The following is an 18,746-nucleotide window of genomic DNA, read 5'->3' as shown; positions in this document are numbered from 1 at the left end:
TTTTTAATTATTTAATAGTTTAAAGAAGATGGTGGTGGAGGCGTCCTCTATCAAACATACCACATTTTAAGTGCTTAATAAGACATACTAATTAAATAAGTACATTATTAAGTACATTAGTTTCAATCCTAGATGAACATAGTATATCGATTTTTTTCAATTTTCTCGATATAACTAAAAATCTATAGTGATCGAATTATAGTTTTTCCGCACTTAATGTTCAGTGCCAAACATAAAGCTTTTAAGCGGTTCATAATTGCCTTGATCCGCTTCTTTTAATGAAGTAATATACGCGGATCGCGCATCACTCATTTCGGTAATGTTCCCACCCCATGAAAGAGCTTGATACCCCATCTTTAAAAGCCAAAGATCAGTAGCAAACCTCGCCCATCGACCGTTTCCGTTTGGAAAGGGATGAATTTTTACCAATGTATGATGAAGACGTACCGCCGTATCACGATAGTCCCATTCGCTCTCCCAATATTTGAGATCGTCTTGGAGCTGATATAAATGTTGATGAATCATATTAGCTGTAACACCGATAGAGGTTTGAGTAGTACGAAATTCTCCCGCCCAACTCCAAACATCACCAAACATCTCTTTATGAAGTTTACGAAAAAAGCTCAAATCAAACGTTACTTTTTTGAGAGCCGACGGGTTAAGAGTGTATTTAACATACGCTTTGAGAATATTTTGCGCTTCGGCATCATCCAGTTCGGCACGAGTAGTAATCTTTTTGAGTTTCAGTCCTGATATATCATCAAGGGGAGTTTCGCCCTCTTTATCAAATGTAATCATGCCCAAACTTGTGATTTTGGCATTTTAGAGATCATCGCTTTAGCTTGGGAGAGCATTTTCGTTTGTGCTTCGCTTCGCGGCAATTGATTTTCCAGAGCGGAAGTCTGTATCACTCGACTCACGATCTCATACGCTTTTTTTTCGATTTGCGCCTGATAGAGTACTTTTGCTGATTGCTTCGGCTTGATTGCAATCTCACATCCTAAAGCCACCGCGATTTTATCGAGAGTATCGAGCGATATATCGTGCCCAGAAAACACACGCTTAACAGTAGCGATCCCCAATCCTGAGCGTGAAGCGATAGCCTCATAAGGAATAGATAGTGCCTCTTTTTGTTTTTTGAGTTCGGATAGGATCAATGATTTAAACATGGCATCTACTTTTTAGTATCATATTTGATACTTTTAATTTTACTAAATGTATCACAAATGATACTATTTGTCAAGTCAAGTGGAAAACTTTCTGATATTCTTTATATAAGAATACTCAGCCTTATTCCGATATATTCCTTTGACAAATATTCTATTTTACAAATAACGCATACTAAATTCGTATAAAAAATTGGCACTTGTATATGCTGCATATTTTTGAAACTGGTTGTTTTTATGTTCATTTGCAAAATCACATACTGATTTAATTACGATAGGCTTAGGTTTAGGATTCGTTGCATGATTAGCTGCATAAAAGACACCATAAGCTTCCATTTCAATACCGATCAATTTTCTACTTTGTTGTTTGATAATATCAACAACTTCGGAATTTGCAATAACTGCTGCTCCTGATGCAACTGCACCTATATGAGCTTTTAATAATGAATTAGGTTTATCGCCTTTCCAAGACTTGCTTAAGTCATATAAATATTGGTCATCTTTTATCATATCCTGTAAGGCATAATTCAAATCATTGTCTAATCGTTCTTGTTTAGGATCTATATCAAATTGATAACTACCATCTTCATTGATTTTGATCTTTCCAGAGCCTGAATCCCAAGATATATCAATAATCAATAAATCACCTAAACTGATTTCTTCATTATCGATGCCTGCAGCAATACCAGTCATAGTTATATATCTAGGTCTAAATAGCTCTATCATCTGTGTTGCTAACATTGTAGTTGGAACCATGCCCATTGTATTAGTGGTAGCAGCAATAACACGCAATAACTTATCATCTTTCTGAAAGATTGTACTATAAAATGATAATGTCATATTAGGAACAGTTATTTTTTCCCACTTTACTGGTAATTCTTCAATAAAAGTAAACTCAGGATCACTTAAAGCACAAATAATTGCAATATCATAATCGTAATCAACTTGTATTTTATGATTATTTTCAGCATTGACAATGTACTGTAGTTTTTTTATGAGTGAATTTTGCCAATCAATGGTTGATTCATCATAATAAATTAAAAAAAAAGCATCATCTTTAAATTGTTTTTTATACTCTTCAAATACCTCTTTATATGCTGTTATAGCAATAATATGCTTAGGAGGATTCATTCGCATTTGCTTTTTTTGTATTCTATATAAAAGATCATATCCTGCTTCAGGCTTTGCATTTTCTCCAAAGCGCTGTGGTAATTCAATATCCATAATAAAAACATCATACTGCGTAGATTGTAAACATTTCGTTGCTTGCGTGATATCAGATACGGAATGAATAGACTCAGATGGCAACAAGTTGCTTTTCCAAAGAACATTCAAAATGTTATTCGCCTTTACATTGCTATCCTCTAAAAATAAAACATTTATCATACGACTTTCTCTTTAATTAATTTAATATGGTTTAATAATATATCGTGCCAAGATGAAGAAGCTGCATTATAATAGATCATATCACGAAAAACTTCGGGATAAGAACTGGATAACTCTTCTTTCAATGCATCAAATAATATTTCATTTTTATCATCTCCAAATCGTTCAAATTGTGTAATTATAACTACTGGGAAAAGGTACTTTCGTCTTATCATTTTTCTCATAACTTCTTTACCTGCAAATACTCTAATTCTTCCACCAGCTTCACCAATGTCAATATCAAAAGTTGGCATCGTCATATCAAGTAAAACCATATCATACGCTTGACTAAATATCTCTTTTAATGCACTTTGGTAAGATTTTTTTTGCACTATATTAATGCACTCATACTCTGATTTTATGAATTCAATTATTCGTTCTCGTTTATTTAAATCGTCATCAATTATCAATATATTCATAAAACAACCCTTCTTTTTGCAATGTAATATGTGTAAAAAAGAATTGTGAATTCTCCTCACCTATTAAATACTTCAAGTCTATTTTTGTTGCACAGGACAAGTCAACATTTAATATTTTAATTATTTTATAAAAACCTGTCCCACCTTCTTTCTTAACATTTTCCATACCTTTTCTTTCATTCAATGAAGGTACTAATTGGGCTATTTTTAATTTATTTTCTTCGATTTCCTGTTCAGTATAATTAATCTTATTCGTACAATATAAGTCTATTGTATTTTTTTCATTATTAAAAGAAATTTCAATACTGACATCGTAAACATCCGTTTTAGAACGCTGAATTACATTATCTAACAGTGTAATAAAGACATTTACAAAACTGTAAAATGTTTCTCCTTTAAGTTTGTAAGTATCTGCTTTTTTATTCAAAATCATTGTTTTATGCGGATATATATTTTTTATATTTTCTTGTGCAACATCTAACGCAAAAAGAATATCATAGTCCTGTGTATTAAATATTTCCGTACGTTTAAACCATCCTGATATCTGTGTTAATGTATTTTGCATTTCTGTACGTGAACGAGTTATAGCCTGTATTAATTCATGACATTTATCAATTTCACGTAACTCGCTTAAGTTTTTAAGTAATTCATCAAAAATGCTTATATATTCTGGAATCATTTCTGATTGGATTTTTTCTCTGATAATTTTTAGATTATCTTCCGTAATTTCCCACAAGAAATCTATCAATATATTTACAAATTCCTCATAATTTAGATCATTTTCAATTTTAAGTTCAACTTTCTTAACCTCTTCGATGTATAAACTATAATCAAATAATCCAGTGGTTTTTTTATCTTCTGTAGCTATTTGTATCCATTCATTCTTAAGCTTATTTATCAAACCATCGACTTTACGAGAAAACTCATTAAGCAGTCCAATAATGTCTTCTAATGTCTTTTCTAAAATAACATATTTATAATTGTTTTTCCAATGAATATTATCAATATAAATATTAGTTTTTTCATCTTTTAATGTAACAATTTTTTCCTGTTCCAATGGCTTTCTTAACATACCCGTTAATGTTCCGTGACGTATATTTACACTTAAATATGTATCTAACCCATATTCGCTACTTAATACAAATTGATCTCGTAAATCAAAAAGTATTTTAAAAAGTAAAATTCGTCTATCTTGCGTAGGAATCATTAATGTTTGAGTATCATCAATTTCAAACTGAATAAATTCTTCATCTCCATTGTCAATTTCTTCTAAAGAAATATACCTCTCATATGCTTCTTTTAATTTCACTTCTTGTGATTTTTTAATTCCATCGATATCTACATAAATTTTACTTTGTTCTATTTCTGCTACTTTCTTATTTAACATTAACCTAGACGTATATTCTTTAATCTCATCTTGATACTCTTCAAGATTTTTGCTATCAATCTCAGTTAATATTTGGCATATTTTGATACGTTCTTCCATAATCTGATTCGTGGACGAGAATTCAGGACTCGAATCCATTATACTTGGTATACAAATATGATTTAAAAAATAAATCATTTTTTCTTTTTCATACATGCCGATTACACTTTTCAGCATTGCAGGAGTTTCAAAATTATTTTCAAATAAAAAATCTTCGTATAAATCTTGAAGATCTAAAAATTTAAATTTATCTTTATTTAAATTATTCAAATATATATCATAAATAATACATAAATATAAATACGTATTCTTTTTGTCAGAAATTTCCTCCAAATCAAATAAATCAATTATTTCTTTAAGTGGAAAAATCACATATATATATGGATTATGAAAATACTCATTCACGATAATATTAATAGTTTCCTCTAACATATCTGATCGAATCAGTGAACGTATTTTTCCAATTAGCGCTTTTTGTCTATATAAAATATCATTGCTGTCTACAAGAAGTGTATTAAAGATACTTAGTGCTTTTTGATACTCTTCTTCTTGAATAAAAGAATCCCCCATATATATCATTTTTCGTTCATTTGGTATTAGAATGGCATCATATTTAACTTCAGTTTTAGTTTTAGTATCAATATTTGACTTAAATAATTGAATCATTTTTGGACATTGATATAGTAGTTCCAACTTTTCTAAATATTCATTTTTACTTTCAAAGGTTTTTAATAGCTCTATTGCTTTTGGCAAAAAAACTACATCATTTAATTTCCCTAAAATATTGTTTTGATGTACTGTCCGATTATTATCATCATGAAATTCATTCTGTAAAAAGTTATAAATTTGATTAGACCAATTTTGACTAGCGTATGTATATGTCAATTTGTATAAATTTTTATATGCTTCTTGAGATCTACTATTTTTAACAATTACATTCTTCATATTTAACAAAATCTCATCTAGTAAGTCATTATTAACACTTTCTATATCTGAATTCATTCTAATATGAGATTTAACATAAATCTCAGCAACATCAATTAAAAAAGGGTTATCAACTAATATAAGTTTACTTTTTTGTATACATTGCTGATATTCTCCTTTCGTATAATCCTCAAAAACATTATTCACTTGATCTGACAAGTCATCATAGTTAAACTTCTGAGTGACTTTTGTAAAATACATTAGCTTTTTTAAATATGGATCATCTATTGTTTTTTCTAATACTTTTAAAGAGCTTATTAAAACTTCATTTTCTTCGATTGAAAATAAATGTTGACATACGCTTAAAAAAGTATTGTAACGATCAATTATTGATGAGTTAGTTTCATTGATAAGAACATTTAAATAATTTTTGATTGGATAAATTGAAAATGTTTTTAATTTAAAACTCAAATAATCAATATAACCTTCTGTATTTTCATATTTTGAAATATTTTTATAGAGTGTTGCAATATAATCTTCAAATTTATCGCTATTGATATTTTTTTCAGTCCTTGTGCTTATGTATTCAATTAAAATTTGTAAAAGACCATCATTCTTTTTATCTTGTACAATATCTGACATAAATTCTTTTTGTGCTTTTAATCCAACAGTTTTATCTAAAAAAATGATTCTATTTTCAAGTAGCCAGAGTGAATATCCAAATCTATTTTGAATATCATTAAGAATTAATTCTGCTTCCTTAAACTCTGATTTCAAAAATTTAACTACATATTGTCGTTTTAAATCTAAAAAATCGTTCAATTCAGCTGAAAACAATTTTATTACTGATGCTTCCCAAAATAGTGCATTTTCTAAATCATAAGTAATCGATCTTGATTTATTTTTTAACTTCTCTATCGTCGATGGAAAAGGCTCATCACAAATATATTTTTTATATTGTGGTATCTTATATAACTTATTTAAATAATTTTTTATTTCATTTTTAGTATGAAAATTTCGTAATGTTGTAATTGCACCTTCAAAACTATAACTACTTGTCATCTTACTAAGAAAAAAATGATAATACCCATCTGCCATATACATATCCATCTAAAAAGTTGATAATTTTTATAGATAGTATCATATTTATGTTTCAAGTCATTAAAATATATTTAAAATCAGATATGCTTAAAAGTAATAAAATTTAGTAAAAATGACTATTTATTGCATCAACAGAAAGTTTTTAATAATGGTTAAACAAAAAATCACCATTTGTAAGCCGTTTTTTTGTACTACTCTCTTTGAGTAAATAATAAATATTTCGTATTTCGGGTATTACACTTTGATCATTTATGGTAATGCAGTTGCTTATTTCATTCAGTTTGATAGTTATAGATTGCATTTTAACATTCTTATCCGATACCCATGGAGAAAAAATATTTTCTTCCTGCGCTCTAAGTAGTTGAGCACTATTGAACCATATATATCCCATCTGAAAGCCTTTAAAATCCAAACTACTCAAACAATTTGTTTTTTTCAATTCTTTAAAATCCTTAGAGCCGTAAAATATACTTTCTCCTTCTGCCTCTAATGCATTTCTCCATGGTTCATAATCGCCCCGACTATAACTATCTGCTGTAGCTTCAATAATTGGCTGAATATAACAGAAAACTGTTGTTACATCCAGTCCATTTGATAGGAAATTCAAGTCATCATCTGTAAGACTAAAAGTTGCAGTACCATTAATTAAAAATGTAGATTTCACCTGAAGATAATGTTGTATTTGTGTGATTTTATGAAATTGTGAAAATGCTTTGTTGGTTACCAAAATATCTAAACCGATATCAGGATTTAGTTTAAAAGCTTCATAACCAAGGAAAAACAATTCACTCATAATTTTATTCTCTGCGGCATTTCCCATATAAAAACTTTCGAAAGTTTGATTACTTAATGGCATAAAAAATCCTTTAGATTTCAACTTGAAGCTTTATTGAACGATATATTCTGTTAGAGATTAAATCAACAAATTTAATCTACTAAGACTTATCGAATTATTTACTTTTTACTCAAAATTTTACTAGTCAATCTCAAAAAACTTGCATACATCAACATCAAGAGCGATAGAGATTTGATAGAGTTGTTGGATATTGAAGTGCTTGCGTTTGCCGATTTCGGCAAGCGATATGATCGTGGTAGTACTATGTCCTATCTCGTGGGACAAGTCCAACTGCGTGAACCCTTTTTCTTCCCGATATTTCTTTACATTTTGCCCGATTTTGAAATGCAATTCTTCGATAGGGAGTGTTTTTCGAGACGACATACAAGTAACTTCCTACTGGACTTTAGAATGTTCTAAGTTTATAGCAGTTACTATCATCAATCAACTTCCCATAGGACTTATAATGAAAACGTCATCTATTTATTTCACGGGTATTTTATTTCTTTTAACGGGGTGCGGGCAAGACGTACAAAGTGTAGATTATTACAAAGCGCACCTTGACGAAGCGAAAGCGGTAAAAGAAGAGTGCAAAATTAAAAAAGATAACGGCACATTAGAGGGGACACAACTTAGCCCGTCACCTGAATATCAAAATTGTATGAACGCTTCATCGGCTCTATTTCGTAGCGGTGGTTTAAAACCGATCAAGGGCGATGAGCCAGTGCGTAAGACGTGGTAACAAAATAATAGGAGGAAAAATATGCTTGCTTTAATCGGCGGAGTCGCTATTGGATTTATCATCATGTACATAATAGTCTTTGTCCCCACTTTTGTTATCGGGCTTATTGCAGGATATTTCACTTCTAATAAATCATAAAAATTGCCTTATTTATAATTATCATTCTCATATTGATTAACTTTGATTTTGATTGTTCTCATTTTTTTAGTGTCAATATCAAGTAAGTTTCTTTTTAGTATTTATACCCCTTTTTATATGTTGAGCAACTATGTTGCGAATAAGTGTCAAGATGTAAAGTTTACTGTTTCGTTTACGAAAAAGTACAACCTTTACCTATCTTGCCCTCACATTGTGCTACTTTATAATCCATTATGATCCATTGATCAAAAATCAAGCCAAATTAGCCGTACAAACATACTGTTTAGGCTTCTGTAGTTGAAATTAATACTACACTATGATAAATTATAGTACATTATCTTACAAGTTTATACATTTAGGGGCAAAAATGGCATTAAAAAAAGGTGAAGCGATATTAGAGTTTTTTTCAATGTTGCCGACGTTAAAAGAAATGTATGAAAAAGATGGCTACCGTATGGCAAAAATGATGTGGAAAAAGCTCAAAGATGAAAAGAGAATTTCAATGAGCTACGAACAATTCAACATCCATTTTAAGCAAAATTTAGCACCACAAAAAGAGGTCACAAGAGAGAATAAGAACACTCTTTCAAATGTGCTTCAAAACGACGAAACCGCTCTCCCGAAAATCGGGGATGAGGATTGGAAACCTCACCGAGCACCTAAATCAGAAAGTGACTCGTTTGAATGGAAAAATACTACCGACGATAACGTGCGCACACTTTAGTCATTGGGATAGCGCATTAAATCATCATACATACCCTTTAGTGCGTTTCTTAACACGATTACGGGGATTTTTTTATTAGAAAGCCAAAAAGAAGCGTACAGCCTCTTTAAACACTCAAAAATCAGGAGAAATAGCGTAATGATGGAATTTATACTCATATCGATCATTTTTGTCGCCTTTACGATTTTAAACCCGTCGTTTAGAAAAGCGATTGAGCATCTATTCTAAATCTTTTTTTGGTGTCTAAAAATCAAGCTGTTAGCTCTGATTGATTTATTTCTTCAATCAGGTCGAAAATATTGTCGTAGCCGTTTTCTAGCATAAAAGCTTGAAGCTTCTCTCCCTCTTCCCGTTTTTTCCGATGAGTTACGACCCACGGTTTTTGATGCACCGTATTCATGCGAATCAGCCGAGCGCGAATATTGGTAATCGTCCGTCCTTGTCCTGAGAGGACTTCTTGAATCAGTGTATTTCGATATTTCTCAAAGTCTCCGCCCAACTCTATAGTCATGTTCTCAATTTCTTGGATCACAATCTCCCGTGCTAATCCATCAATGTGCTCAGGTAGTTTTTCATAGGGATCAAACTTCGTAGCAATTTCGCAACCTACCAACGCATTTTCATCTTCTTCCAAAATCGGAGGAAATAAAGAGGAGGAATTAATAGTATGAGTATGAAGATTAGTATTGTTATCTGTCGGATTTTTTTCCGAGCCGTTTTCGGATTTTTTTCCGTGTTTTCGCGGACTTTTTTCCGACATAGCGGTTATGTCTTTTTCGGATTTTTTTCCGATATAGTAATTTTCAGGCTTATTTTGATTAACCGATGAAAAAATTGACTTTGCTTTTGATGTCAATCGAGTAAAATCTTTTTTACCCACTTTTTTATAGTTGATAAATCCATCTTTGTCTAATTTCATTAAATGCCTGTAAACAGTATCATACTTTAAATCAAATGCTTCAAGCTCCGTCGCTATTTTTTGTCGTGCTGTCCAGTAATACACTTCATCATTAAAAACAACACTTGTCGCCCACGATGGAGCAATCGAAATTATATAAAGAATAGCAAATTGAGTCACATTCAACTTATGCTCTATCATAATTTGTTGTTTTAATGTAATGTCATATTTCATGCCGACTGAACACGACTCATTACAAACGCATCTAAATCTGATTTAGCCCAAACGGTTACCCTTGGGGATAGTTTTATGGCTTTTATTTTTCCCTGTCGTGAAAACATCCATACAGTACTAACCCCGACACCGAGATACGATGCGGCTTCACGATCTCGCATCAAGTTATGATACTCTACAGATTGCTTATTTTCTGAGTAATTCATTTGAATCCTTTTTGTATTTCATACCGTCATTGCCCATTAATGTCTGTTATAGACTTGCAGGTTCCGTCGAACAAGAGCATCATAGTTGAAACACAATAAAATAACAAGTGCGGTTTTAATACGTTAAAAAAAACTAAATTAATTTAATTAAAGTCAAATTAGTATAGATAATTTTCAGCTAATTTTTGATAGAAACCCCTTGATATAGGGGTTTTAAAGAGGTGATAGAAGTTAGGCAATATTTTCAAGCAAAAATTTCAATTTTCTATTTCAAAAATTTCAACTTTTTTTTGATAAAAAAAAACTTTTATGTCATGTTTACTTTCGTAACATTTTGGGTTTAATCTATATAAATAAGCAATTATTTTTATATTTCTTATACCTTTGTTGCATCTAAAAAGTCCGCCCACCACTGCATAAGTCCCACTCGTTGCTCCCAATATTCAGCACGGTTATAAGCAGCCCCCACTTTGTTTTTCATTTCATGCGCCAACTGTTTTTCAATAACCTCATACGCATATCCATGATTGGGAATGTTCTCATTTGCTATGGTCGAAAACATTGCACGAAAGCCATGCGGTACTATCTCCTTATTGCTATACCCTAATCGAATTAATGCTGATCGTAAGGTATTATCACTGAGAGGGCTATTTCGAGTTCGAGAAGCTCCGAAACAATACTGCCCTGCCCCAGTTAACTTTTGAAGTTCTCGAAGTATCTCCACTACTTTAGGCACTAATGGCACGATGTGTTCACGCTTCATTTTCATTTTATCAGCAGGTATGGTGAGGATGGCTTTATCCAAATCTATCTCACTCCATTCCATCGCTCTAATATTTACGGGACGTAATGCAACATATGGCATGATCTGTAAAGCACATCTAACGGTATATTCACCTCTGTACCCGTCAATAGCAATGAGTATATTTCCAATCTCTTTAGGATCGGTGATAGTCGGGTAATGCTGCTTTGTAGATGCCTTAAGCGTCCACTTTGTTGCAATATCATTGGCTATATTCCGTTCACATCTTCGGTTAGCAATAGCATACTGGTACACTTGAGAAATAATATTATAAATACGGTGAGCTTCTTCAATTGCCCCTCGATCTTGTATGCGTGTCAAACACGCCATAATTTCATCGCGTGTAATGTCATTTATACGTTGATTTCCAATAAACGGAATAACATTCGATTCTAACCGTCCCCACTGTTTTTTATAATGCCCCTCACTGATTTTAGAGCGTATCAACTCAAAATAATCAATAGCACATTGTTTGAATGTATTTAGCTTGTCGAGTTCTTTAGTGATATTGATCGCTTTAATCTCTTTACGTTCTCGTATAGGATCGATACCATCATATACTTTTGTTTTTAATTCATCCCGTTTTGCTCTTGCTTTTGATAATGAGACCGTAGGATAAACCCCTGCCGTAGTCTTTTTAGGTTTCCCTTCAAATGTATAGCGTATCTCCCAAACTTTTCTACCATCAGGCTTAACTATGAGCTGTAAACCATTTCCATCTGATAAAGAGTATTCTTTTTCTCTTGGCTTCGCATTTTTTATTTCCGTATCGGTGAGAGGTGAAACTTTTTTATTTGCCATGATAGCCCTCGTATAATGTACTTTTGAAAAGTACGTTTAGAAGCATAATAACAAAAAGTACATTTAAAAGTACATTAATTTCTTAGATGGTGCAAATTGTGATTGATGGGTACTAAAGGCTAATTTGTCTATATTATGCCTATTTTGTGGGATTTAGTAGAGTTTATTGATGGGTATTAGAGGGTATTGAATTGTACTTTTGGTGGAGGCGTCCGGGATTGAACCGGAGTCCTAAACCAAGAGAGTAAAGGCGTCTACATGCTTAGTAACGTTGTTTGAGTTTCAGGCACGTTCACACAACGTGCAAGGCTAGTGCGCCCAATCCTCTAAATTCATTCCCTCCCGAGGCATCAAGGGAGTATAGCTATCGCGTTGGTTATACCCCAAACCCTCTCGGTGATAGCATAGAGAGGTAGAGCAGTCCTAAGTTAAGTTAAACTTACGCTACAGCGTAAGCAGGACGGTAATTAGTGTTGTTTGCGTTTAAGCAATTGTGAGCCGTATAACGGAGCTGCTCAGTCCGGCAATGCAACCTAAACCTTCTTGATCCAGTCGAAGCCATGTCGCCCCCACGTGGTAACCGAAGTTAGAATCGTATTATATATCTCTATTCGTTAATAAGAGATTTGATGGTTCGGGTTATCTCGCAGCATTGTGAAATTTTTTGGGTATTCGAGAGACTGTCATCCAAAAGAACATTCACGATCGCCGAACCGACGATAACGCCGTCTGCTCCTTGCACTTTTTCCCGTGCCGTTTTTTCATTCACCCCAAATCCTACATAGACCGGAGTTTGGGTATAACGTTTAATCATTTCCAGTATGGGGATCAAGTCTTCGCTTTTTCCGCTTCCGGTAATCCCCGCATATGCGACGAGATAGATAAACTTGCGCGCTTCGGCAGTGATCGTTGCAATACGCTCTTCACCATCCGTCGGGGCGACAAAGGTAATGTTCGCCAATCCGCGGTTTTCAAAAAGCGAATGGTATGTTTTAGCCTCTTCATACGGCACGTCGGGGATAATCAGGCCGTTAATACCGATAGTTGCAGCTTTATCGAGCAGCGCATCCATTCCGTATTGGTAAAACGGATTGAAATACCCCATCCACAGCGTGTCGATTTTCGGAGCGACGTTCTCAGAGATATCCAAAAGGTCGGTGAAACGAAATCCTGCTTCGAGGGCACGATGGTTCGCTGCCTCGATCACCGGACCGTCGGCTACGGGATCGGAAAACGGAACTCCGAGTTCTAGTGTATCTACACCGTTTTCTCCTAATGCCAATGCCAAATCGATCGTAAAGTCTTTCTCTGGATATCCTGCGGTAATATACGCGACTAAATGTTTCACGCTCTCTCCATGTCGGGTAAAATTAAAAGTGAAAAATGGATTTTGGACAGTTCGTTATCCATTTTAAAATCTTCCTGCCATTGCATATACATATCGGCGACGCTGATAAGCCATGTAATCGTCTCTTCATTAACGACTCTATCACGCGTACGGAGTTGTTCAAGGGCATCTTCCACGAATGTGGACAAACGAACCATCGGCTCAATCTGCAAATATCCGGAAGCCGATTTTATATTATGGAAAATTCGAAACAATTCTTCGATACTGCGATGATAACGTTCAACGATTCCCAAATCGATAATCAACGACTCCATTATTTCGACCATCATAGCATAATGGTCCAGAAATTCGTCGATGATTTCAAAGTCGAAATTCGCTTCTAAATCGCTTCGTATGCCCATACCACTGTTCTCCTGTACTGATAAATTATAGCGATGTTTTGTTTAATCTCCCCTCTTAGTTGTCATCAAGTGGCTTTGTGAGAGAATTTTTGGGTAAACTATCTACTTTAAATAACAATGGGATATGTATAGTATGAAAAAACTTACGATCGGTGCTATCAAAAAACGCAAAGAAGCCCTTCCTCTGGTCATGATTACCGCATACGATGCCATTTTTGCTCGACTTTTCAGCGAGAGTGCCGACATCATTCTCGTAGGGGACAGCCTCAATATGAGCTTCGGCGGAAATCCTGATACTCTGAGCGTGACGATGGATCAAATGCTCTACCATACGAATGCCGTATGTAAAGGCGCTCCCGATACTTTTGTCATTATCGATATGCCTTTCGGTACCTATACCGATGAAACAAGTGCATTTAACAACGCGATGCGGGTTTATCGCGAGACACCTGCCGATGCCGTCAAAATAGAAGGGGGTGCCGATAAAGCCAATATTATCCGTCACCTTACCGCAAACGGAATCGCCGTCTGCGGTCATATCGGATTGCTTCCGCAAGCCTTTCGCGCCGAGGGGGGATACAAGATCAAAGGAAAAACCGAAGATGAAGCGCTGTCGCTCATCTGCGATGCCCAAGCCGTCGAAGCGGCAGGAGCATTTTGCATGGTAATCGAAGGGGTTAAAGCCGACGTCGCCGCACGGGTAGCCAAAAGCGTTTCCATTCCCGTCATCGGAATCGGCGCCGGCAACGGCGTAGATGGTCAGGTATTGGTTTTCTCCGACATGCTTGGGTTCTATGAACCGTTTGTCCCCAAATTCGTCAAACAATATATCAACGGTGCGAAAAAAGTCAAAGAAGCCGTAGCCGCGTACACTATCGAAGTTCAAAACAGGGAATTTCCGGATGAAAACTATATTTACTAAAGGTATTATTGTCTACTTATCTCTTTTGCTATCAGGATGTAGCGGGATAAGTGAATCCAGCTATACCACATTACATCAAATCGAAAAACGCAAATGCGACAATAATCCCAATTTAGAAGAGCGGCAACAATGCATCGATGCTCATACTCAGATCTATAATCCTTACTCCACCACAGAGACCCGCTAAATTATGGAACGGATAGTCGAAATCGAAAAATTTAACGCCGAAGAGGTGACAGAAACCTCGCTGCGCCCGAGTGCCTGGAACGACTATATAGGCCAAGAGCAGATCAAAAAAAATCTCGGCGTCTTTATTGAAGCAAGCAGTAAACGGCGCGAAGCACTCGATCATGTACTCTTTTACGGCCCTCCGGGTTTAGGAAAGACGACTCTTGCCCTCATCATCGCCAATGAGATGGGAAGCAATATCAAAGTCACCGCTGCACCGATGATCGAAAAAAGCGGCGATCTCGCCGCCATCCTCACTAATCTCGAAGAAGGCGACATCCTCTTCATCGACGAAATACACCGCCTCTCACCTGCGGTCGAAGAAATTCTCTACCCTTCAATGGAAGATTTCCGCCTCGATATCATCATCGGAAGCGGTCCTGCGGCACAAACGGTCAAGATCGACCTTCCCCGTTTCACCCTCATCGGAGCGACGACTCGTGCGGGGATGCTCTCAAACCCGCTGCGCGATCGTTTCGGTATGAACTTTCGGATGCAGTTTTACACCCCCGATGAACTGTGCAGCATCATTACTCAAGCCGCTGCAAAACTGGGCAAAAATATCGACAAAGATGCCGCCCACGAAATCGCCAAACGCTCTCGCGGAACCCCCCGCATCGCGCTGCGGCTGCTGAAACGGGTACGCGATTTCGCCGATGTCGCTAACGAATCGACTATTTTGCATGAGCGTTCCCGTTACGCTCTCGACCAATTGGGAATCAACGCCAACGGGTTTGATGAAATGGATATACGTTTGCTGAAACTCTTAATGGAAGCTAAAGGACGAGCTATGGGGCTAAGTACCATCGCTGCTGCACTCAGTGAGGATGAGGGGACGATCGAAGATGTCTTAGAACCCTATCTGCTCGCAAACGGTTATCTCGAACGGACGGCACGCGGACGGGTCGCTACCCCGAAAACCTACGAACTGCTGAAATTCGGGATTCCCCAAAACAGCCTGTTTGAATAAATACGAGCGGATACCATGAAAAAAGAACATTTTACGATTGTTTTGCTTCTACTGGCTACTTACGGTGTATACCGTCTCTACGAATCTTTCTGGATCAGTATTACGGTCGCAACCTTGCTCGCGATCTCGACCCACCACATCCAAATGGGATTTTTCACCCTTACCCGCAGCCGCTTTTGGGCTTCTGCCCTCTCTACGCTGGTACTTTCGATCCTTTTTTTCGCACCGTTGGGCTACTTTTTATTCCATATATCGGTCATGCTCCAAAATCTCGATCCGGCAATGCTCAAAACAATCGACACCAATCTGCGTGATTGGATCGCCCATCTTCCCCCTACTTTTTCTCGTGCCGAAACGAAAATCGAAGCTTTGCTAAGCGACTTCGATACCAATGCTTTGGCACAACATCTGCTCGATTACGCTTCACAAATCGGCAGTTTTGCAATGGCATTTTTAACTAAAACGATTTTTATCTTGATCTTTTACTTTGTTGCTCTCTATTACGGAAAAGATATTTTCGAATTTTTCAAACGCTCCGCACATTTTCCTCAGCAAGAAAGCACCCTGATCATGTTTGAAATGCGCTCTTCAATGAGCGTTGTTTTTTATTCGATTATCGCAACAGCCGTATTCGAGGGGGCATTATTCGGCATTGCCGTCGAATATTTGGGCTACAACGGTCTGCTCTTTGGTATCATGTACGGTTTTGCATCCCTGATTCCGGTAATAGGGGGAATTATTATGTGGCTTCCGTTCGCCCTCTTTGAACTCTCTATGGGGCATACCCATAATGCCCTTTTTATCACCCTTTACACGATCATCGTGATTTCAATCATCGCCGATACTTTTGTCAAACCGGTTATTATTAAAATCATCAATCAGAAACTTATTAAACCGCAAGAGAAGATCAACGAACTAATCATCTTTTTCGCCATTATCGCAGGTCTCGGCACTTTCGGTTTTTGGGGAATGATTATCGGTCCTGCAATCACCGTCTTGTTCTTGACTCTGATGAAGATTACCGAAGCGGCTACTTCGGAAGAAGAATACCGTTAATACGGTTAATACACGGTTGTCACGTGATTAAACGTATTGTTTTATGATACTATCCTATAAACACAACGAATGGAGAACACCATGAAAAAGATTTTAAGTCTTGCTCTTATCCTCGGAGCAACCGCTCTTATGGCCTGCCCGATGCAACAGGGAATGATGAACGGCGGTATGATGATGCAAAAATGCCAATGCAATACCGATGTATTGCCGAAACCGATGCAAAACTTGGGTTTAAGCGATGAGCAAAAAGAGCAAATCAAAAAATTGCGTGAAGAGGGAAAAGCGTTCCATAATCAACAGCACGAAAAAATGATGGCGATTCTTACTCCGGAACAACGTACAAAATTCGAAGAATCGATGCCGATGATGAACGGAAAAAAATGCAATATGAAACAGCCTATGATGCCGAAAGACGGTACCGGTATGGGGTGCAAAAACTGTCCGACAACTAAATAAGTATTACAATGATCAAAATTCTCCTGATTGAAGACGATCTCGAAATATCCGATCTCCTGACACAGTATCTAAGTCGGTATCAAATGGAGGTGATCGCGTATGAAAATCCTAAAAGTGCTCTGGCATCATTAGGAATCGAATCGTACGATCTGGTGCTGCTTGATCTCACCCTTCCCGATATGGATGGGTTAGATGTCTGTAAAATGCTCCGCGAACGGAGTGAAATCCCTATCATTATCTCCTCGGCTCGGAGTGATTTGGGAGACAAAGTAATCGCACTCGAACTCGGTGCCGACGACTACCTCCCCAAGCCCTATGAGCCGCGCGAGCTTGTCGCACGGATACAAAGCCTGCTGCGCCGTATCAACGGTAAAACGATCCAGGCAAACAGCGAAACTTTTCGTGTCGATGAAAACGGTATCTATAAAGAGGGCGAACTCTTGCCTCTGACCCGTGCCGAATTCGAACTTTTGGCCCTGCTGATCAAACACCATCGTCAAATCATCTCCCGTGACTTTATCGCAAACAATGTCGAATCGATCGGATGGGAAAGCTCAGAGCGTAGTATCGATGTCCTCATCAGCCGTATCCGCCAAAAAATCGAACCCAATCCGAAACATCCGACACTCATCCGTTCCGTCAGGGGAATGGGATACCAGTTTACTCTATGATCTCGCGTCGCCACTCCGTTTTTTTCAAGCTTCACGCTTTCTTTTTTCTCGCATTGGTCGTACTGATTCTCCTTTTTCTCTCGGCATTGGAAGAACAACAACGCCAGAAATTCCATCTTTTGGCCCACCGATCTATGGAACTCTCTCGCATTCTTGAAGAGACAAAAGACAAAAGTTGTATGGAGCAAAGCGAAGAGCTGAAAGAAGCGGGCTTCGTACTGATCGAGAATAAAAGTCCAAACTGCGACTCTATCCCGCTTCCCCCTCCGCTGCTGTCAAAACTCCGTTCCCGTAATGTCAATGTTGCGATGTATAAAGATAACAAGGGATTTATTTACGCCTTAAATCGCGGGCACTGTACCATGTATTATCGCGATACGGCCGAAGGGGCAACGTATTATTTCGTATGGCTGCTCTTTTTTGCCCTCGTCGGCGGACTGGTCAGCATGTATCTATTGCTGCTGAACAATCTCAAACCCTTAAAACATCTGTACGAACAGATTCTCCGATACGGCGACGGAGAAGAGATTCGTAATATTCACAGCAACGGAAAAGATGAGATTGCCCTGATTTCCAATGCCCTCTACGATGCACTCGAAAAACAAAACCGATTGAAAAAATCGCGTGAACTTTTTCTGCGCAACATTATGCATGAGTTGAAGACACCGATCACCAAAGGAAAACTCATCGTCGAACTCGAAGAACCGAGTCCGAACCGTACCCTGCTCGAAAAGCTCTTTAGTCGTCTCGAACATCTGATTTTGCAAATGGCACAAATCGAGAAAATGCACGCTTTCAGTCTGAAGCGCCAACCGACCTCCTTGGAATCGATGCTCCAAGTGGCGATGGATAA

Annotated in this window: 20 protein-coding genes and 1 other RNA gene; 8 read left to right on the top strand and 13 right to left on the bottom strand. The window is 36.8% G+C overall.

The genetic code is table 11. The features are described from left to right. Window positions 1–213: 213 nt before the first annotated feature. From Q0389_RS12050 to Q0389_RS12020, 7 genes are all read right to left on the bottom strand, one after another. Window positions 214–798: a mobile mystery protein B gene (locus Q0389_RS12050; protein ID WP_298694471.1), complete on the bottom strand. Its 585-nt coding sequence runs from the start codon at window positions 796–798 to the stop codon at window positions 214–216. Then, on the bottom strand, window positions 795–1,169 hold the full coding sequence (locus tag Q0389_RS12045; protein ID WP_298694469.1) for a helix-turn-helix domain-containing protein: 375 nt from the start codon (window positions 1,167–1,169) through the stop codon (window positions 795–797). The genes Q0389_RS12050 and Q0389_RS12045 overlap by 4 nt, the downstream gene beginning before the upstream one ends. Before the next feature lie 156 nt (window positions 1,170–1,325). Next, window positions 1,326–2,552 carry a hypothetical protein gene (locus Q0389_RS12040; protein WP_298694467.1) on the bottom strand — a complete coding sequence of 409 codons (1,227 nt, stop codon included), beginning with the start codon at window positions 2,550–2,552 and terminating at the stop codon, window positions 1,326–1,328. Beyond that, window positions 2,549–3,010: a response regulator gene (locus Q0389_RS12035; RefSeq protein ID WP_298694465.1), complete on the bottom strand. Its 462-nt coding sequence runs from the start codon at window positions 3,008–3,010 to the stop codon at window positions 2,549–2,551. The genes Q0389_RS12040 and Q0389_RS12035 overlap by 4 nt, the downstream gene beginning before the upstream one ends. Further along, a complete protein-coding gene (locus Q0389_RS12030) occupies window positions 2,991–6,458 on the bottom strand; it encodes a hypothetical protein (RefSeq protein WP_298694463.1) in 3,468 nt (1,155 codons plus the stop codon). Before Q0389_RS12030 ends, Q0389_RS12035 begins: the two co-directional genes overlap by 20 nt. A gap of 145 nt (window positions 6,459–6,603) precedes the next feature. Continuing rightward, window positions 6,604–7,317, bottom strand: coding sequence for a hypothetical protein (locus Q0389_RS12025; protein ID WP_298694461.1), 714 nt, complete (start codon window positions 7,315–7,317; stop codon window positions 6,604–6,606). Window positions 7,318–7,437: 120 nt separating this feature from the next. After that, entirely contained in the window at window positions 7,438–7,680 is a 243-nt protein-coding gene (locus tag Q0389_RS12020) for a helix-turn-helix transcriptional regulator (RefSeq protein WP_298694459.1), read from the bottom strand. 82 nt (window positions 7,681–7,762) lie between these two features. Here Q0389_RS12020 and Q0389_RS12015 point away from each other — a divergent pair, with 82 nt between their 5' ends. Both Q0389_RS12015 and Q0389_RS12010 read left to right on the top strand, forming a co-directional pair. After that, window positions 7,763–8,038, top strand: coding sequence for an EexN family lipoprotein (locus tag Q0389_RS12015; RefSeq protein WP_298694457.1), 276 nt, complete (start codon window positions 7,763–7,765; stop codon window positions 8,036–8,038). Between the two features lie 505 nt (window positions 8,039–8,543). Further along, window positions 8,544–8,900 carry a hypothetical protein gene (locus Q0389_RS12010; RefSeq protein WP_298694455.1) on the top strand — a complete coding sequence of 119 codons (357 nt, stop codon included), beginning with the start codon at window positions 8,544–8,546 and terminating at the stop codon, window positions 8,898–8,900. Window positions 8,901–9,150: 250 nt separating this feature from the next. Here Q0389_RS12010 and Q0389_RS12005 read toward each other — a convergent pair whose 3' ends face one another. From Q0389_RS12005 to Q0389_RS11980, 6 genes are all read right to left on the bottom strand, one after another. Next, complete coding sequence (locus tag Q0389_RS12005) at window positions 9,151–10,032, bottom strand: hypothetical protein (RefSeq protein ID WP_298694453.1); 882 nt, start codon at window positions 10,030–10,032, stop codon at window positions 9,151–9,153. Continuing rightward, window positions 10,029–10,193 (bottom strand): helix-turn-helix domain-containing protein, encoded by a 165-nt coding sequence (locus tag Q0389_RS12000; protein ID WP_298694451.1) that lies wholly within the window; start codon window positions 10,191–10,193, stop codon window positions 10,029–10,031. The genes Q0389_RS12005 and Q0389_RS12000 overlap by 4 nt, the downstream gene beginning before the upstream one ends. A gap of 421 nt (window positions 10,194–10,614) precedes the next feature. Then, window positions 10,615–11,841 carry an integrase arm-type DNA-binding domain-containing protein gene (locus Q0389_RS11995; RefSeq protein ID WP_298694449.1) on the bottom strand — a complete coding sequence of 409 codons (1,227 nt, stop codon included), beginning with the start codon at window positions 11,839–11,841 and terminating at the stop codon, window positions 10,615–10,617. 200 nt (window positions 11,842–12,041) lie between these two features. Next, window positions 12,042–12,412: a transfer-messenger RNA gene (gene ssrA, locus Q0389_RS11990) on the bottom strand. 36 nt (window positions 12,413–12,448) lie between these two features. Then, window positions 12,449–13,189: a tryptophan synthase subunit alpha gene (trpA, locus tag Q0389_RS11985; RefSeq protein WP_298694447.1), complete on the bottom strand. Its 741-nt coding sequence runs from the start codon at window positions 13,187–13,189 to the stop codon at window positions 12,449–12,451. Next, a complete protein-coding gene (locus tag Q0389_RS11980; RefSeq protein WP_298694445.1) occupies window positions 13,186–13,590 on the bottom strand; it encodes an Hpt domain-containing protein in 405 nt (134 codons plus the stop codon). Before Q0389_RS11980 ends, trpA begins: the two co-directional genes overlap by 4 nt. 133 nt (window positions 13,591–13,723) lie before the next feature. Here Q0389_RS11980 and panB point away from each other — a divergent pair, with 133 nt between their 5' ends. From panB to Q0389_RS11950, 6 genes are all read left to right on the top strand, one after another. Continuing rightward, entirely contained in the window at window positions 13,724–14,512 is a 789-nt protein-coding gene (gene panB, locus Q0389_RS11975) for a 3-methyl-2-oxobutanoate hydroxymethyltransferase (RefSeq protein WP_298694443.1), read from the top strand. A 190-nt stretch (window positions 14,513–14,702) separates the two neighbouring features. Then, complete coding sequence (gene ruvB, locus Q0389_RS11970) at window positions 14,703–15,710, top strand: Holliday junction branch migration DNA helicase RuvB (protein ID WP_298694442.1); 1,008 nt, start codon at window positions 14,703–14,705, stop codon at window positions 15,708–15,710. 15 nt (window positions 15,711–15,725) lie between these two features. Beyond that, window positions 15,726–16,766: an AI-2E family transporter gene (locus Q0389_RS11965; protein WP_298694441.1), complete on the top strand. Its 1,041-nt coding sequence runs from the start codon at window positions 15,726–15,728 to the stop codon at window positions 16,764–16,766. Between the two features lie 81 nt (window positions 16,767–16,847). Continuing rightward, on the top strand, window positions 16,848–17,222 hold the full coding sequence (locus Q0389_RS11960) for a hypothetical protein (protein ID WP_298694439.1): 375 nt from the start codon (window positions 16,848–16,850) through the stop codon (window positions 17,220–17,222). Window positions 17,223–17,230: 8 nt separating this feature from the next. Then, complete coding sequence (locus Q0389_RS11955) at window positions 17,231–17,893, top strand: response regulator transcription factor (RefSeq protein WP_298694437.1); 663 nt, start codon at window positions 17,231–17,233, stop codon at window positions 17,891–17,893. Continuing rightward, window positions 17,890–18,746, top strand: an 857-nt coding sequence (locus tag Q0389_RS11950; protein WP_298694436.1) for a hypothetical protein, incomplete at its 3' end; no start/stop codon positions are given. The genes Q0389_RS11955 and Q0389_RS11950, both read left to right, overlap by 4 nt.

Origin of the sequence: uncultured Sulfuricurvum sp. (assembly GCF_937936435.1) — a bacterium.
In the GTDB taxonomy this organism is placed as follows: Bacteria; Campylobacterota; Campylobacteria; order Campylobacterales; family Sulfurimonadaceae; genus Sulfuricurvum.
This window is presented reverse-complemented; position numbering and strand designations above follow the sequence as displayed.

Coding starts and splice junctions, on each gene's coding strand:
- Q0389_RS12050 (WP_298694471.1), bottom strand. CDS start 798: ATGATTACATTTGATAAAGAGGGCGAAACTCCCCTTGATGATATATCA.
- Q0389_RS12045 (WP_298694469.1), bottom strand. CDS start 1,169: ATGTTTAAATCATTGATCCTATCCGAACTCAAAAAACAAAAAGAGGCA.
- Q0389_RS12040 (WP_298694467.1), bottom strand. CDS start 2,552: ATGATAAATGTTTTATTTTTAGAGGATAGCAATGTAAAGGCGAATAAC.
- Q0389_RS12035 (WP_298694465.1), bottom strand. CDS start 3,010: ATGAATATATTGATAATTGATGACGATTTAAATAAACGAGAACGAATA.
- Q0389_RS12030 (WP_298694463.1), bottom strand. CDS start 6,458: ATGGCAGATGGGTATTATCATTTTTTTCTTAGTAAGATGACAAGTAGT.
- Q0389_RS12025 (WP_298694461.1), bottom strand. CDS start 7,317: ATGCCATTAAGTAATCAAACTTTCGAAAGTTTTTATATGGGAAATGCC.
- Q0389_RS12020 (WP_298694459.1), bottom strand. CDS start 7,680: ATGTCGTCTCGAAAAACACTCCCTATCGAAGAATTGCATTTCAAAATC.
- Q0389_RS12015 (WP_298694457.1), top strand. CDS start 7,763: ATGAAAACGTCATCTATTTATTTCACGGGTATTTTATTTCTTTTAACG.
- Q0389_RS12010 (WP_298694455.1), top strand. CDS start 8,544: ATGGCATTAAAAAAAGGTGAAGCGATATTAGAGTTTTTTTCAATGTTG.
- Q0389_RS12005 (WP_298694453.1), bottom strand. CDS start 10,032: ATGAAATATGACATTACATTAAAACAACAAATTATGATAGAGCATAAG.
- Q0389_RS12000 (WP_298694451.1), bottom strand. CDS start 10,193: ATGCGAGATCGTGAAGCCGCATCGTATCTCGGTGTCGGGGTTAGTACT.
- Q0389_RS11995 (WP_298694449.1), bottom strand. CDS start 11,841: ATGGCAAATAAAAAAGTTTCACCTCTCACCGATACGGAAATAAAAAAT.
- Q0389_RS11980 (WP_298694445.1), bottom strand. CDS start 13,590: ATGGGCATACGAAGCGATTTAGAAGCGAATTTCGACTTTGAAATCATC.
- panB (WP_298694443.1), top strand. CDS start 13,724: ATGAAAAAACTTACGATCGGTGCTATCAAAAAACGCAAAGAAGCCCTT.
- ruvB (WP_298694442.1), top strand. CDS start 14,703: ATGGAACGGATAGTCGAAATCGAAAAATTTAACGCCGAAGAGGTGACA.
- Q0389_RS11965 (WP_298694441.1), top strand. CDS start 15,726: ATGAAAAAAGAACATTTTACGATTGTTTTGCTTCTACTGGCTACTTAC.
- Q0389_RS11960 (WP_298694439.1), top strand. CDS start 16,848: ATGAAAAAGATTTTAAGTCTTGCTCTTATCCTCGGAGCAACCGCTCTT.
- Q0389_RS11955 (WP_298694437.1), top strand. CDS start 17,231: ATGATCAAAATTCTCCTGATTGAAGACGATCTCGAAATATCCGATCTC.